The sequence below is a fragment of the Pseudescherichia sp. genome, assembly GCF_031979925.1.
GTDB lineage: Bacteria > Pseudomonadota > Gammaproteobacteria > Enterobacterales > Enterobacteriaceae > Pseudescherichia.
The window spans coordinates 47,062-61,099 of the sequence record NZ_DALZFB010000002.1 but is presented as its reverse complement, the minus strand read 5'-3'; the positions used below and the strand labels follow the sequence as shown (position 1 = coordinate 61,099).

Here is a 14,038-nt window from a genome sequence, read left to right as displayed (position 1 = left end):
GATCCTCAGGCACGCTGTGCAACACGCTCGCCCAGCAGGCCAGCAGGACGGAAAACCAGCACCAGGATCAGCACGATAAAGGCCAGAATATCCTGGTAGTTACTACTGAACGCGCCGCCGGTAAGATCGCCCAGGTAGCCTGCCCCCAGCGCCTCGATCAGCCCAAGCAGAATGCCGCCCAGCATGGCACCACGAATGTTGCCGATGCCGCCGAGTACCGCCGCGGTAAAGGCTTTGATGCCCGGCAGGAAGCCCATGGAGAAGCTGGCGCTGCCGTAGTTGCTGGCCATCATCACCCCCGCCAGGGCGGCAAATGCGCCGCCGATAGCGAAGGTCAGGGTAATAATCCGGTTCGGCGAGACGCCCATCAGGCTGGCAACCTGCGGGTTTTCCGCCACCGCACGCATTCCGCGCCCCAGACGGCTGTACTCCACCAGCAGCCACAGGCCGAGCATCACCAGGAAGGTGACGGCCAGGGTAACCATACCGGTCACGGTGATAATCGCGGGCGGATGCTCAACGCTGCCCGCAGTGATCTCAATGGGATCCATCGGCAGGATCTGGGGAAACATCAGCGGGTTACGACTCCAGATCAGCATGGCAACGGTTTGCAGCAGCACCGAGATGCCGATCCCGCTGATCAGCGGTGCCAGCCGGGGCGCGTTACGCAGTCGGCGGTAGGCAAAGCGCTCTACCGCCATCGCCAGCAGAGCGCAGACGACCATCGCCGCCATCAGGGCAAGGGTCAGCTGCAACAGCAGGTTCATGCCAGGGAACCACTGGGAGAGAAAATTGATCCCTGAAAGGGTCGTGAGCGCGCCGACCATTAAGATGTCGCCGTGGGCAAAGTTAATGATGCGCAAAATGCCATACACCATGGTATAGCCGAGGGCAATCAGGCCATAAATGCTGCCCAGCATCATGCCATTGATTAATTGCTGAATAAGTGTGTCCACAATACGTGCCTGCTGAGAATTTTTTCAGCGTAAGCATCCAACAATTGAATTTAATTTTGAAATACAGATATATTCTTTCTTATTATAAAAGCGTATTTCACTAACTTACTGATATTAAATTATAAAATAAAAACGATTTTTGGGAATCAGACAGGGTTTGCCTCAACATATGAAAAAAACAGAAGAGTTAAGCGAAAGCGGGCTGCCGGACGATCCGCCTCTGCGCGCAGTGCGGGTGTTTGAAGCTATCGCCCGGCTGGGCAGTGTGGCCGCCGCTGCCGAAGAGCTGAGCGTCTCTCCTTCGGCGGTGAGTCACCAGCTCAAGGTGCTGGAGAACTTTTTACAGCTGCCGCTCACCCATCGTCAGGGACGCCATCTGGTGCTGAGCAGCGAGGGGCGCGAGTACTATCGCTCGATACGCGCAGCCTTTAGCGTGCTGCGCCAGGCCACCGGCCAGCTGTTCGAGCAGGGTCGCTCGCGTCAGGTGACCATCAGCCTGATCCCGCTCTTTGGTATGGGCTGGTTTATTCCCCGTCTGCCGCGCTTCATCCAGGCCCATGCCCAGATGGAGATCAACGTGGTTTACGCCAACCACCGCAACTACCTGAGCGACGCCTCGGATATGTCGATCCGCTTTGGCAATGGCCAGTGGGTGGGCTACCGCAGCGAGAAGCTGATCTCCGGGCGCATGATCCCGGTATGCAGCCGGGAGTTTATCCGCCTGCATGGCTACATTGAGACCCCGGCGCAGCTGGCGCAGATGCCGCTGCTGCATGATGAAGAGCGCGCCACCTGGACGCAGTGGTTTGGCGAGCAGCAGGTGAAACGCGTGCGTCGGGATGGGGCGATGTTTGAGGATGGGCTGCTGACGCTGGCCGCCGTGCAGGCCGGACTGGGCTGCGCCCTGATGCGCGAGCCGATGATCCTGCCCTATCTGCAAACCGGCGAGCTGGTGAAGATTTTTGACCTGCCCATCGACGACGGACGCGACTACTATCTTTGCGTGCGCCAGGATGTGGAGATGACCCACGAGGGCAAGCTGCTCCAGCAGTGGCTGCGTGAGGAAGCCGGGAGATAGCGTCCCTACTTTCATTCAGGGAACGCTAGTGGAAAGCCCAGTCGAGCTTCTGGGCTTTGGATTTCCGAGAGCACTATTATTTAGTCTTGCGGCTGCTTTCTGCTTTCCATTCTTCGTAAGAGGCTTCAAGAACCCAGAGACAAACAGCGCCTTTATCAGTACTCAGTAAGGCCAGCCGGGTTCGCTGATAAAACCCTTCAACCACAGGGGTGGTATTTTCAGCGGGAACGCTACAGACAACATCGGTTCCAATCATATGAGGCCATGCGTGGCCATCAACAGCGCTGAGCGTGTCCAGAGCGCCTTGCGTATTTTTTGATAGCGCTTCGGCTAGTGCATTCTCCAGACCAATGGCCTGCTCAACATCAGCGGCTGCTGCCAATTCAGGCACCTTTTCAAGCCAGACCTGTTCTCCCGATTCAACTCCTTTTAGAGACGCTGACCAGTTGATGTCATTTCCGGCAGCCCAGACTAGACACGGGAACAGACTCAGAAGAATGATCCGTTTCATCTTACAACCTCAAGTGTCCCGCCCTCACGCAAAATCCGCCGTCGGGTGGACAGAGACATAATAATGCAACCTTCCGACGCGTACCCTGCTGGCTTCCCGACACGCTCACCATGTATACGAAAGGCGGAACGACCAAAAGATTCTCCGGAGGTCTGCTCCAGAATAATCGTCACTGGGCCTTTTGAGTGTGAATGTCCTGCGATGCGGTACGTCCCTCGGGGAAGCGGTCCCATCCCTTTGACCTGTTGGCGGTCAGGGTTATTTTTATTGGTCAAATTGCCAGAGTAACCGGTCTCAACCAGCTCGCTGCCACTATAAAGCCTGCCTGTACTTTGCTCGTATTTCCATGCCATAGGTAAGTGTCCCTTATGCCGTCACGCGTTCATTCCAGCTGTCTGCGTGGATGATGTTCCCGTCCACGTAACGCCAGGTGATTTTTTCGTAGACCAGCTCCACGACTTCCATGTGGTTTCGTCTTTCTCCATATTGAGTTTTGACGTCATACATAAGCGGCCCTATGCTGACGACCGTAACGCCCTCCATCAGGAGGCTGAAATATTCTTCCTCCCAGCCAGCATCATTGATGCGGTAAAATTTTACTTCAGCAGATCTAAGTTTCTGCCCGGAAGTCACGGCCTTGTAAAGATAAGGGCTAGAGGCATCAATCTCTTTGTCAAAGCTGTAGGGAAAGTGTTCGCAAGTAGAAGTAGGTTTACCTGTTGCACCGTCTGTGGGTAGAGAGACGCCGTGATTCAGACCAAGGATTTCAATAGTACCTTCGCGGCCTGCAACGTCGGCAGAGCCGCGTATAACCGCATCGCCGTCGTCTTTAAGCCATAAATAAGCTGGTATAGCCATAGCGTAAACTCCTTTTAAAAAAGAGGTCGCCAACTTAAATCTGCTGGCTAACCCGCTGCGTTCACTGCAAATTTAAGCTACGCCTAAGTCAAATAAGCGTCAATTTCACACAGGCTAAAAATTGTTCAGCTACGCTGTCCTAAATAATACATCTGCCCATTCGGGTAATTACCTATGAGGCATTTGCTAAACTTAAGTCATATTCCTCACTAAGGAGAGCGCTATGGCTTCAGGTTGGGCAAACGACGGTGCGGTACAGGATCAGATCGACAGCACCATTGACGATGCGGTAGCCCGCGCGCGCCGTGAACTGCCGAAGGGCGAGAGCCTGCACGAGTGCGAAGAGTGTGGTGCAACCATTCCCGAAGCGCGCCGCAAGGCGATTCCGGGCGTACGGCTGTGCGTGGATTGCCAGCAGAAGAAAGATTTGAAAAATGACTCGTTTTCAGGATATAACCGTAGAGGTTCGAAAGACAGCCAGCTTCGTTAGCTAAATAACGGCAGCTCAGGCAGCGCAAGCGGTTGCAATTTGGATCACAAAAAAGCGTTGCTGAAGTGGCATTTCGTGCCGCTAACATGGCGGCACAACGTTAACCATCTGAGTGATGAATAATTCTCGTTAAAAATCATTCATTTTCAATATATTAACGATCGTTCAAAATTTTAGATGAAGGTCGTCAATTCTATTCGATTTAATCTCTCGCGAAAAAACGTGATACTCATCACATCGACGGAACATCGTCTCCCATACAGAACAAATTGCGAGAATTGAACCATGAAAACCATCAAATATGCTGTTGCTGCTCTTGCATTGACCACCCTCTCCTTTGGCGCGTTCGCAGCCCAGGCAATTACCGCTGAACAGGCTCAGAGCATGCATAAGATTGGTGTTGTTTCAGCGCAGGGCGCGACCACGCTGGATGGTCTGGAAGCACAGCTGGCTCAGAAAGCCGCTGCCGCAGGCGCGAAAGGCTATAGCATCACCTCTGCCAACGCCTACAACAAAATGAGCGGTACTGCGGTTATCTATCAGTAATCGCCTTACCGTGTCTGCCCCGTCGGCTCATCATCGGCGGGTTGTATTACCCCTCATTATTACTGCATTGACCCTGTTTGTTGTTACCCTTGTTGCCCGTCCGGTTCTGGACGGGCTTTTTTTTGCCCGCTATTTATCAAAAATGCTGCGCCACGCGCGCCAGGCCCTCTTCCACAGTCTCTACTTCACCCGTGCCGACGAAACAGCAGGCGATCTGCCGCTTCAGGGACTCTGGCACCGGCTCGCTTCCCACCAGGCAGCGCTCAATCCAGCGAGCGGTCACCTCCGGATCTTTGCTGGTTGGCAACGCAGCCTGCTCTGCCGTTTCGTCCTGTCGCTCGCTCAGGACGCGCGCGCCCTGCGCATCAATCAACGTTAGCTGTGGACAGCGTTGAGGGTTGGCATACACCTCCCCTTCCGTGCCGTGCATCAGCAGCCCACGTCCGCCGATATCGCCGAAGAACTTCGCCACCCGGGTGACGTACTCGGGGTGAGAGACGCTGGAGAGACGCAGGGCGGCATCTTCCGCAAAAGGAGTCGCCAGTTTGGCCAGGGTGTGGGCGCTGTTACGCACCCCCATGCGCCAGCGCATATCCAGCTGCTTCTCCAGCGGCGGACAGAGCGCGCTAACGGGTACGTATACCGGATTGCGCCCCTCCAGCTTCGCCTGCGCCTGACCGGCGGTCAGTGTCGGCTCAATGCCCAGCAGGGTAAAAATGGTTTCCGAGATGACACGATCGCGATCTTCGCTCACGCCGTGCACCAGTACCGGAAAACCCAGCCGCTGGAGCAGCATCGCCAGCAGCGGAGTTAGGTTCGCCTGCCTGCGCGCACCGTTATAGGTGGGAATAACGATAGGCATCGGCTTCGCCACCGGCGGGGTCAGCCGCATGGTCTGGGCCTGCATCGCCTCGTAGAAGCCCAGCATCTCCGCTTCGCCTTCGCCTTTGATACGCAGGGCGATCAGGATCCCGCCCATCTCCAGATCGTCCACCTCGCCGTTGAGCATGTGGGTGTACAGCGCCCGTGCGGTATCAAAATCCAGATCGCGGGCATGATTTTTACCGCGCCCAACCTCTTTAATGATTTTGCGGAAATCCATAGCTAACTCCTTGCGTCATAGGTGAGGATCAGCGTCGCCGACGACGATTCTGTTTTGGTTTACTTTTTACTATAACGTCAGGCACGTCCGGTTGGGAAATAGGAAAAACAGGCAGCGCATCGAGCAGCCGTTTCCCATAGCCTTTGGAGAGCAGCCGTCGGTCGTAGATCACCACTTCGCCCCGGCAGCTGTGGCTACGGATCAGCCGCCCCACCTGCTGGATAAGGTTGAAGGAGGCGCTCGGCAGGCTCTGGACTTCAAAGGGGTAGCGGTTAAGGCTCTTCAGCCACTCGCCCTCGGTGATCACCACCGGGCTGTCGATGGGCGGAAAGGCAATTTTATGGATATGTACCTGGGTCAGATAGTCCCCTTTGAGATCCAACCCCTCGGCAAAGGACTGCAACCCCACCAGCACGCTGCACCCCCCCTCGTCGATGCGTTTGCGGTGCAGCTCCACCAGCCGGTAACGAGGTTGATCCCCCTGCACCAGCAGCATCAGGCGCAGATCGGTCACGTAGGTCAGGAACAGCTGCATTGCGCGGTTGCTGGCAAACAGCACCAGCATGCCGGGGTGCGCTTTTTTCTCGACCTGCTCGCGGAAGTAGGCCGCCATCTCGGCGATATGCTTCTCTTCGTGCTCCATCAGCGGCTCGTAGCGCATCTGCGGGATTACCAGCTGGCCCTGCTCAATGTGGTTAAAGGGCGAGTCGAGCGTCACAAAACGATCCCCGGCTTTCTCCTTCAGGCCGCTCATCTCCTGTAACCGGGAGAAGCTGTTGAGGGAGCGTAAGGTGGCCGAGGTAACGACGATATGCGGCACGCTGCGCCACAGCAGCTTCTCAAGCTGGTCGCTGACACGGATGCCGACGCAGTGGAAGAAGAGGTGCATCTGCCCCTCAACCAGCTCCCGGGTGGCCCACTTGGTCACCGGCGCGCCCGATGCCTGAGCCATCGAGGCCAGCCGCCACAGCTTACTCTGGCTCTCAAACATGCCCAGGGCGCGGTTCATCTGCAAAATAACCCGGTGCAGGCGGACAATATCGTGCTGGCCGGTCTTTTCACTAAGATCGTTTAAGAACAGCTCCGCCAGCCCGCGCAGCATCTCGGTCAGCTTCGCCAGCCGCAGGCAGATCTCCATCACCTCGTCAGGCAACTCGCCCATGGCAAAGCGATGCTCCGCTTCCGTACCTGCGGGCATGTAAAGCCCGAGGATAGCGTTCAGCGAGGCGATAAGCTCATACAGCTCTTCACAGTGGGCGTTGAGCCGCTCCGGCAGCGCCAGCGGCGGCGTGGTCTTCGGGCGAAACTGCTCCATGCAGGTCGCCACCAGCTTAGTGAAGAGATCGAGCTGGAGCCGATACCAGGGGGCGGTGATCTCGGCGCTCATCTCCAGCGCGTCGCGGGCGACGTCCGGCAGATGGTGGCCCTCGTCGAGCACCAGCAGCAGGTTTTTCGGCTCCGGCAGCACCGCCTCGGACTCCATTGCCGCCATGACTAAGGCGTGGTTTGCCACCACCACCTCGACCTCCTGCACCTCCCGGCGGGCGACAAAAAACGGGCACTCGCGGTAGTAGTGACAGTTGCGGTTCAGGCAGCTGGCCTTGTCGGTGCTGAGCCGCCGCCAGAGGCCATCTTCAATGTTCTGATCGGTGTGATCGCGCAGGCCGTCCCAGCGGTAGCTGTCGAGATCGGCCTTGAGTTTGGCGCAGCGCTGCTGCTCCTCTTTGCTGTTGGGTGTCAGCTCGTCGTCGAGAAAGGCCAACAGATCCTGCTGAGTCGCCTCGCTGCTGGCCAGCGCGGTTAAGTTTCGCGGGCAGACGTAGCGTCCGCGGCCAAAGGCAGCGGTAAAGCGCAGGTCGGGGATGATCTTCTTCAGCAGCGGGAGATCCTTGCTGAAGATCTGATCCTGCAACGCCACGTTGGCGGTGCTGATCACCAGCGTCTTCTGCTCTTCGCGCGCGATGGCGATGCCGGGAATGAGATAGGAGAGGGTTTTACCAACGCCGGTGGGTGCCTCAATGGCCAGATGCCGTCCCTCTTCCCCGGCCAGGGTTTTGGCGACGTCAGCGATCATCTGCCGCTGCGGTGCGCGCGGGACAAAGTCGGGGATCTGTTGCTGTAGCGCCTTATACCAGGCGGCAATCTGCGCTTTCAGCGCGGCGGAAAGAGCCATCGGGAGACCTGAAATACTGTATAAACAGCCACTATTGTCTCACGATCGTTGGCAGGCCGCAAAAGAAAAGCCCGGCTTTGCGGCCGGGCTTCAGGATTATTACTGCGATGCCGCTGGCTTACGCGGACGGCGATGACGCGCCTGCTCCCCGGCGGGTTTCGCATCGCCGCTGCGGCGCGGCTGACTTGATTTCGGCGCGCCGCCTTCGCTGCGACCTTCGCTACGGCGCGGCTGCTGCTGACCACGGCCACCGCCCTGCCCGCGTCCACCGCCGCCGCCACGCTGCTGGCGACCGTTCTGGATCGGCTCGGCTTTGATCGACGGGTCCGGCTCGTAGCCCGCCAGCGCAATGCGCGGGATCTCTTTTTTCAGCAGGCGCTCAATGTCCCGCAGTAGCTTGTGCTCGTCGACGCAGACCAGCGACAGCGCCTCGCCGGTGGCCGCTGCTCGGCCGGTACGACCAATGCGGTGCACATAGTCTTCCGGCACGTTCGGCAGCTCGTAGTTAACCACGTGCGGCAGCTCTTCAATATCCAGGCCTCGGGCAGCAATGTCGGTTGCTACCAGCACGCGGATGTCGCCAGATTTAAAATCGGCCAGCGCCCGGGTACGTGCCCCCTGGCTCTTGTTACCATGGATGGCGGCGCTGCGGATGCCGTCTTTATTCAGCTGCTCGGCCAGGTGGTTTGCGCCGTGCTTGGTGCGGGTAAAGACCAGCACCTGCTGCCAGTTGCCTTCGCCAATCATCTGCGACAGCAGCTCGCGCTTGCGTTTTTTATCAACAAAGTGAACATGCTGGGTCACCTGCTCGGAGGCGGTGTTGCGGCGCGCCACTTCGATCTCCAGCGGGTTGTGCAGCAGCTTCTCCGCCAGGGTTTTGATCTCATCCGAGAAGGTGGCGGAGAAGAGCAGGTTCTGACGCTTAGCCGGCAGCTTAGCCAGCACGCGGCGAATGTCATGGATAAAGCCCATGTCCAGCATGCGGTCAGCTTCGTCCAGCACCAGGATCTCAATGCCGTCCAGCTTCACGGCGTTCTGGTGCTCCAGATCCAGCAGACGGCCTGGAGTAGCCACCAACACGTCAACGCCGCCGCGCAGCTTCATCATCTGTGGGTTAATGCTCACGCCGCCGAAAACCACCAGCGAGCGCACGTTAAGGTACTGGCTGTACTCCCGCACGTTCTCGCCTACCTGAGCCGCCAGCTCGCGGGTCGGGGTGAGGATCAGCGCACGTACCGGGCGACGCCCCTTCGCATGGGGTTCGCTGGTAATCAGGCGCTGCAACAGCGGCAGGGTAAAGCCCGCGGTTTTACCGGTACCGGTCTGGGCGCTGGCCATCAGGTCGCGCCCCTGCAGTACGGCGGGGATCGCCTGCTGCTGAATAGGGGTAGGTTCGCGGTAGCCCTGCTCGGCAACGGCGCGCAGGATCTCAGGGTGTAAACCCAGTGCTTCAAAAGACATAACAACTCCGAACCGCCCCGACCGTTGCAGGTGTAGTTTTCAGGGAGATAGGTAACGAAACAGATGACAAAAACCACAATGTCATGAAGGGGCGGAGTGTAACAGCTTTTGTGATGCGGCGCATAAAATATCCCGCGTCCATGCATTAACAAAATAATTCTCCGGCTGCGTAGACATGCTCAAAAAACCAGCATAGTATTAATCAATCGATTGATTAATTTTTTGCGACGCTATGAATACGATCCCGACCACAACGAAAGGTGAAAACGCGAAGCGTCAGCTGATTGCCGCCGCACTGGCTCAGTTTGGTGAATACGGCTTGCATGCCACCACCCGCGATATTGCCGCGCAGGCCGGGCAGAATATTGCCGCAATCCCCTACTACTTCGGCTCAAAGGAGGATCTCTATCTCGCCTGCGCTGACTGGATCGCCGACTTTATTGGCAGTGAGTTTCAGCCGATGGTAGAGGCCGCCGCCGCGCTGCTTAGTGCGCCCGTGCCGGATCGGGACGCGATTCGCCAGCTGATCCTTACCGCCTGCGGCAATATGATCCAGCTCCTGACCCAGGACGATACGCTGAGCCTGAGCAAATTTATCTCCCGGGAACAGCTCTCCCCCACCGCGGCCTATCAGCGGGTTCACGATCGCGTCATCGCACCCATGCACACCCACCTGACCGAGCTTATTGCCGCCTATACCGGACGCGATCCCGCTGATACAGAAACTATTTTGCATACCCATGCCCTGCTGGGCGAAGTGCTCGCCTTCCGTTTGGGCCGGGAGACCATTTTGCTGCGCACCGGCTGGACACAGTTTGATGAGCACAGCGTCGCGCAGATTAATGAAGTTATCGCCTGTCATCTTGATCTGATCCTGCATGGACTAACGCAAAGGAGCCTGAAGCCATGAAAAAACCCGTCGTCGCCCTGCTGGCGGTGGTTGTTGTGCTCGCTGCCGCCGTCGGCGGCTGGCTGTGGTATCAAAGCCAGCAGGATCGCGCTCTGACCCTCTACGGCAACGTCGATATTCGTACGGTTAATATGAGCTTTCGCGTGGGTGGTCGCCTGGTATCTCTTGCCGTTGATGAAGGGGACGCGATAAAAGCCGGGCAAATATTAGGGACGCTGGACAAAGCACCCTATGAAAACGCGCTGATGCAGGCCAACGCCAGCGTCGCCGTTGCCCAGGCGCAGTACGACTTGATGCAGGCGGGCTATCGCGACGAGGAGATCGCCCAGACCGAGGCGGCGGTACGGCAGGCCAAAGCGGCGTATGACTACGCGCAAAACTTCTACGCCCGTCAGCAGGGACTGTGGAAAAGCCGCACCATTTCCGCCAACGATCTGGAGAATGCCCGCTCGTCCCGGGATCAGGCTCGGGCGACGCTAAAATCCGCCGAGGATAAGCTGAGCCAATACCGCACCGGCAACCGCCCGCAGGATATCGCCCAGGCGAAGGCCAGCCTCGAACAGGCTCAGGCCCAGCTGGCGCAGGCCCAACTGGATCTGCATGATACCACCCTGGTGGCCCCCGCCGACGGCACGCTGATGACCCGCGCCGTCGAGCCGGGCAGCATGCTCAGCGCGGGCAGCACCGTGATGACCCTGTCGCTCACCCGCCCGGTATGGGTGCGCGCCTATATTGATGAACCTAACCTGGGCCAGGCGAAACCCGGCAGCGAACTGCTGCTCTATACCGACGGCCGCCCGGACAGGCCGTATCACGGCAAAATAGGCTTCGTCTCGCCCACCGCCGAATTCACGCCAAAAACCGTCGAAACGCCGGATCTGCGTACCGATCTGGTCTACCGCCTGCGCATCATTGTGACTGACGCCGACGACGCCCTGCGCCAGGGAATGCCGGTCACCGTCCAGTTTAACGATGGACAGGACAATGCGCGATAACGCGATCAGGCTTGATGGCCTGGTAAAGCGCTTTGCCGGCATGGAGAAGCCCGCCGTCGCGCCGCTGAGCTGCACCATCCAGAGCGGATATGTGACCGGGCTGGTCGGCCCCGACGGGGCGGGTAAAACCACGCTGATGCGCATGCTTGCCGGGCTGCTGAAGCCCGACGCGGGCGCTGCTCGCGTGCTGGGTCTCGATCCCATTCACGACGACCGCGCCCTGCATGCCTCGCTGGGCTATATGCCGCAGAAGTTCGGCCTGTACGAGGATCTCACGGTGATGGAGAACCTGAACCTGTATGCCGATCTGCGCAGCGTCGTGGGTGAAACACGGCAGAAAACATTTGCCCGGCTGCTGGAATTTACCGCCCTGGGTCCCTTTACCGATCGGCTGGCGGGCAAGCTCTCCGGCGGGATGAAGCAGAAGCTGGGCCTGGCCTGTACCCTGGTGGGCGAACCGAAAGTGCTGCTGCTGGATGAGCCCGGCGTCGGCGTGGATCCGATCTCCCGTCGTGAGCTGTGGCAGATGGTGCACGAGCTGGCGGGCGAAGGGATGCTGATCCTCTGGAGCACCTCCTATCTTGATGAAGCCGAGCAGTGCCGCGACGTGCTGCTGCTCAACGAGGGGGAGTTGCTGTATCAGGGTCAGCCTACAACGTTAACCCAGAGCATGGTTGGGCGCAGCTTTCTGCTGCACAGCACCCAGGAGTCTAATCGTCGGCTGCTGCGGCGCGTGTTGAGGCTGCCGCAGGTGAGCGACGGGATGATCCAGGGCCGCTCGGTGCGTCTGATCCTTAAAAAGGGGGCCAGCGCAGAGGATATCCGCAGCGCTGAAGGGATACCGGAGATTGAGATAGTCGAAACCACGCCGCGCTTTGAAGATGCGTTTATCGATCTGCTCGGCGGGGCGGGAACCCAGGAGTCACCTCTCGGGGCGATCCTGCATACCGTGGAAGGCTCATCGGAGGAGACGGTGATTGAGGCAAAATCGCTGACCAAAAAATTCGGCGACTTTGCGGCGACGGACAACGTTGATTTTACCGTCAAGCGCGGGGAGATCTTCGGCCTGCTGGGGCCAAACGGCGCGGGGAAATCCACTACGTTTAAAATGATGTGCGGCCTGCTGGTGCCTACCTCTGGTAAAGCGCTGGTGCTGGGCATGGATCTGAAGGTCAGCTCCGGCAAGGCGCGCCAGCGTTTAGGCTATATGGCGCAGAAATTCTCTCTCTACGGCAATCTCACCGTGGAGCAGAACCTGCGCTTTTTCTCCGGGGTCTACGGTCTGCGCGGCCGGGCGCAGAACGAGAAGATTGCTCGCATGAGCGAGGCGTTCAGCCTGACCAGCATCGCCTCGCACGCCACCGATGCCCTGCCGCTGGGCTTCAAGCAGCGACTGGCGCTGGCCTGCTCGCTGATGCACGAGCCAGATATCCTGTTTCTCGACGAGCCGACCTCCGGCGTCGATCCCCTTACCCGTCGCGAGTTCTGGCTGCATATCAACAGCATGGTTGAGAAAGGCGTTACCGTGATGGTTACTACCCACTTTATGGATGAGGCGGAATATTGCGACCGTATCGGGCTGGTCTATCGCGGGAAGCTGATCGCCCACGGTACGCCGGACGATCTGAAAGCCCAGGCCGCGGACGCGGAACAGGCGGACCCGACGATGGAGCAGGCGTTTATTCGGCTGATCAACGACTGGGATAAGGAGCATGCCGATGAGCCATAGCGCAGTGTCATGGCGGCGGGTGCGCGCCCTCTGCGTCAAAGAGACGCGGCAGATTGTGCGCGATCCCAGCAGCTGGCTGATTGCGGTGCTGATCCCTCTCCTGCTGCTATTTATCTTCGGCTACGGGATCAACCTCGACTCCAGCCGCCTGCGGGTGGGGATTTTGCTGGAGCAGCGCAGCGAAGAGGCGCTGGATTTCGCCCACGCCATGACCGGCTCGCCCTATATCGATGCCACCATCAGCGATAGTCGTCAGGAGCTTATCCAGAAGATGCAGGCCGGGCGCATTCGCGGCCTGGTGGTGATCCCGGTGGATTTCGCCGCCAATATGGCACGTCCGGGGGTCGATGCCCCTATTCAGGTCATTACCGACGGCAGCGAGCCAAACACCGCCAACTTTGTGCAGGGCTACGCGGAGGGGATCTGGCAGCTGTGGCAGATGCAGCGGGCGGAAGATCGGGGCGAAAAGTTTGAGCCGCTGATCGATGTCCAGACCCGCTACTGGTTTAACCCTGCCGCTATCAGCCAGCACTTTATTATCCCCGGCGCTGTGACCATCATCATGACGGTGATCGGGGCCATCCTCACCTCGCTGGTGATCGCCCGTGAGTGGGAGCGCGGCACCATGGAGGCCCTGCTCTCGACGGAGGTGACCCGCGTTGAGCTGCTGCTCTGCAAGCTGATCCCCTACTACTTCCTCGGCATGCTGGCGATGCTGCTCTGCATGCTGGTCTCGGTGTTTATTCTCGGCGTGCCCTACCGCGGCTCGCTGATCCTGCTGTTTCTTATTAGCAGCCTGTTTTTGCTCAGCACCCTCGGGATGGGGCTGCTTATCTCTACCGTGACCCGCAACCAGTTTAACGCCGCCCAAGTGGCGCTCAACGCCGCGTTTCTGCCGTCGATTATGCTGTCGGGCTTTATCTTTCAGATCGACAGCATGCCCGCGGTGATCCGCGCGGTGACCTGGATCATTCCGGCACGCTATTTTGTCAGCACGCTGCAAAGCCTGTTTCTGGCGGGAAATATTCCGGTGGTGCTGATTGTGAATACGCTGTTTTTGCTGGCGTCGGCGGTGATGTTTATCGGCTTAACGTGGCTGAAAACCAAACGGCGACTGGATTGATGCTTATGCCGATGTGGTTACCTTGTAGGCCCGGTAAGCGTAGCGCCACCGGGCGTTTATCTGTTGACTTCGTCATGCCGGGCGGCACTGCGTTTGCCCGGCCTAC

Annotated in this window: 14 protein-coding genes; 7 read left to right on the top strand and 7 right to left on the bottom strand. The window is 58.5% G+C overall.

The genetic code is table 11. The features are described 5' to 3' along the window. Positions 1–5 precede the first annotated feature (5 nt). Entirely contained in the window at positions 6–956 is a 951-nt protein-coding gene (locus tag RTM13_RS03680) for a branched-chain amino acid ABC transporter permease (protein ID WP_312210233.1), read from the bottom strand. Between the two features lie 169 nt (positions 957–1,125). Here RTM13_RS03680 and RTM13_RS03675 point away from each other — a divergent pair, with 169 nt between their 5' ends. Continuing rightward, on the top strand, positions 1,126–2,034 hold the full coding sequence (locus tag RTM13_RS03675; protein ID WP_312210231.1) for a LysR substrate-binding domain-containing protein: 909 nt from the start codon (positions 1,126–1,128) through the stop codon (positions 2,032–2,034). Positions 2,035–2,110: 76 nt separating this feature from the next. Here RTM13_RS03675 and RTM13_RS03670 read toward each other — a convergent pair whose 3' ends face one another. The 3 genes from RTM13_RS03670 to RTM13_RS03660 are packed head-to-tail and all read right to left on the bottom strand — an operon-like array spanning position 2,111 to position 3,403. Continuing rightward, positions 2,111–2,545, bottom strand: coding sequence for a hypothetical protein (locus tag RTM13_RS03670; RefSeq protein WP_312210229.1), 435 nt, complete (start codon positions 2,543–2,545; stop codon positions 2,111–2,113). Next, positions 2,542–2,898, bottom strand: coding sequence for a tlde1 domain-containing protein (locus RTM13_RS03665; RefSeq protein ID WP_312210227.1), 357 nt, complete (start codon positions 2,896–2,898; stop codon positions 2,542–2,544). Before RTM13_RS03665 ends, RTM13_RS03670 begins: the two co-directional genes overlap by 4 nt. Positions 2,899–2,911: 13 nt before the next feature. Continuing rightward, the gene (locus RTM13_RS03660) at positions 2,912–3,403 is read right to left on the bottom strand and encodes an Hcp family type VI secretion system effector (RefSeq protein WP_312210225.1); all 492 of its coding nucleotides are present in this window, start codon (positions 3,401–3,403) and stop codon (positions 2,912–2,914) included. A 223-nt stretch (positions 3,404–3,626) separates the two neighbouring features. Here RTM13_RS03660 and RTM13_RS03655 point away from each other — a divergent pair, with 223 nt between their 5' ends. Then, on the top strand, positions 3,627–3,893 hold the full coding sequence (locus RTM13_RS03655; protein ID WP_312210224.1) for a DksA/TraR family C4-type zinc finger protein: 267 nt from the start codon (positions 3,627–3,629) through the stop codon (positions 3,891–3,893). A gap of 285 nt (positions 3,894–4,178) precedes the next feature. After that, positions 4,179–4,439 carry a DUF1471 family protein YbiJ gene (ybiJ, locus tag RTM13_RS03650; RefSeq protein WP_312210223.1) on the top strand — a complete coding sequence of 87 codons (261 nt, stop codon included), beginning with the start codon at positions 4,179–4,181 and terminating at the stop codon, positions 4,437–4,439. Between the two features lie 136 nt (positions 4,440–4,575). On the opposite strand, the gene ybiB is transcribed toward ybiJ, so the two are convergent. From ybiB to rhlE, 3 genes are all read right to left on the bottom strand, one after another. Next, the gene (gene ybiB, locus RTM13_RS03645; RefSeq protein ID WP_312210222.1) at positions 4,576–5,541 is read right to left on the bottom strand and encodes a DNA-binding protein YbiB; all 966 of its coding nucleotides are present in this window, start codon (positions 5,539–5,541) and stop codon (positions 4,576–4,578) included. 28 nt (positions 5,542–5,569) lie between these two features. Then, positions 5,570–7,714 (bottom strand): ATP-dependent DNA helicase DinG, encoded by a 2,145-nt coding sequence (gene dinG, locus RTM13_RS03640; RefSeq protein ID WP_312210221.1) that lies wholly within the window; start codon positions 7,712–7,714, stop codon positions 5,570–5,572. A gap of 99 nt (positions 7,715–7,813) precedes the next feature. Next, on the bottom strand, positions 7,814–9,175 hold the full coding sequence (gene rhlE / locus RTM13_RS03635; protein WP_312210220.1) for an ATP-dependent RNA helicase RhlE: 1,362 nt from the start codon (positions 9,173–9,175) through the stop codon (positions 7,814–7,816). Between the two features lie 232 nt (positions 9,176–9,407). Here rhlE and cecR point away from each other — a divergent pair, with 232 nt between their 5' ends. Genes cecR through RTM13_RS03615 form a run of 4 tightly spaced genes read left to right on the top strand, consistent with a single transcriptional unit; the run spans position 9,408 to position 13,932 of the window. Then, positions 9,408–10,085: a transcriptional regulator CecR gene (cecR, locus tag RTM13_RS03630; protein ID WP_312210218.1), complete on the top strand. Its 678-nt coding sequence runs from the start codon at positions 9,408–9,410 to the stop codon at positions 10,083–10,085. Further along, positions 10,082–11,080 carry a secretion protein HlyD gene (gene hlyD / locus RTM13_RS03625; RefSeq protein WP_312210217.1) on the top strand — a complete coding sequence of 333 codons (999 nt, stop codon included), beginning with the start codon at positions 10,082–10,084 and terminating at the stop codon, positions 11,078–11,080. The genes cecR and hlyD overlap by 4 nt, the downstream gene beginning before the upstream one ends. Then, the gene (locus tag RTM13_RS03620) at positions 11,070–12,809 is read left to right on the top strand and encodes an ATP-binding cassette domain-containing protein (RefSeq protein WP_312210215.1); all 1,740 of its coding nucleotides are present in this window, start codon (positions 11,070–11,072) and stop codon (positions 12,807–12,809) included. The genes hlyD and RTM13_RS03620 overlap by 11 nt, the downstream gene beginning before the upstream one ends. Then, the gene (locus RTM13_RS03615; RefSeq protein WP_312210214.1) at positions 12,799–13,932 is read left to right on the top strand and encodes an ABC transporter permease; all 1,134 of its coding nucleotides are present in this window, start codon (positions 12,799–12,801) and stop codon (positions 13,930–13,932) included. The genes RTM13_RS03620 and RTM13_RS03615 overlap by 11 nt, the downstream gene beginning before the upstream one ends. The last annotated feature ends 106 nt before the right edge of the window (positions 13,933–14,038 follow it).

What these genes read in the sequence shown, in the direction of transcription:
- rhlE (WP_312210220.1), bottom strand. Translation starts at nt 9,175, where the DNA reads ATGTCTTTTGAAGCACTGGGTTTACACCCTGAGATCCTGCGCGCCGTT.
- RTM13_RS03660 (WP_312210225.1), bottom strand. Translation starts at nt 3,403, where the DNA reads ATGGCTATACCAGCTTATTTATGGCTTAAAGACGACGGCGATGCGGTT.
- RTM13_RS03670 (WP_312210229.1), bottom strand. Translation starts at nt 2,545, where the DNA reads ATGAAACGGATCATTCTTCTGAGTCTGTTCCCGTGTCTAGTCTGGGCT.
- RTM13_RS03675 (WP_312210231.1), top strand. Translation starts at nt 1,126, where the DNA reads ATGAAAAAAACAGAAGAGTTAAGCGAAAGCGGGCTGCCGGACGATCCG.
- RTM13_RS03655 (WP_312210224.1), top strand. Translation starts at nt 3,627, where the DNA reads ATGGCTTCAGGTTGGGCAAACGACGGTGCGGTACAGGATCAGATCGAC.
- cecR (WP_312210218.1), top strand. Translation starts at nt 9,408, where the DNA reads ATGAATACGATCCCGACCACAACGAAAGGTGAAAACGCGAAGCGTCAG.
- ybiJ (WP_312210223.1), top strand. Translation starts at nt 4,179, where the DNA reads ATGAAAACCATCAAATATGCTGTTGCTGCTCTTGCATTGACCACCCTC.
- ybiB (WP_312210222.1), bottom strand. Translation starts at nt 5,541, where the DNA reads ATGGATTTCCGCAAAATCATTAAAGAGGTTGGGCGCGGTAAAAATCAT.
- RTM13_RS03615 (WP_312210214.1), top strand. Translation starts at nt 12,799, where the DNA reads ATGAGCCATAGCGCAGTGTCATGGCGGCGGGTGCGCGCCCTCTGCGTC.
- RTM13_RS03665 (WP_312210227.1), bottom strand. Translation starts at nt 2,898, where the DNA reads ATGGCATGGAAATACGAGCAAAGTACAGGCAGGCTTTATAGTGGCAGC.
- RTM13_RS03620 (WP_312210215.1), top strand. Translation starts at nt 11,070, where the DNA reads ATGCGCGATAACGCGATCAGGCTTGATGGCCTGGTAAAGCGCTTTGCC.
- dinG (WP_312210221.1), bottom strand. Translation starts at nt 7,714, where the DNA reads ATGGCTCTTTCCGCCGCGCTGAAAGCGCAGATTGCCGCCTGGTATAAG.
- hlyD (WP_312210217.1), top strand. Translation starts at nt 10,082, where the DNA reads ATGAAAAAACCCGTCGTCGCCCTGCTGGCGGTGGTTGTTGTGCTCGCT.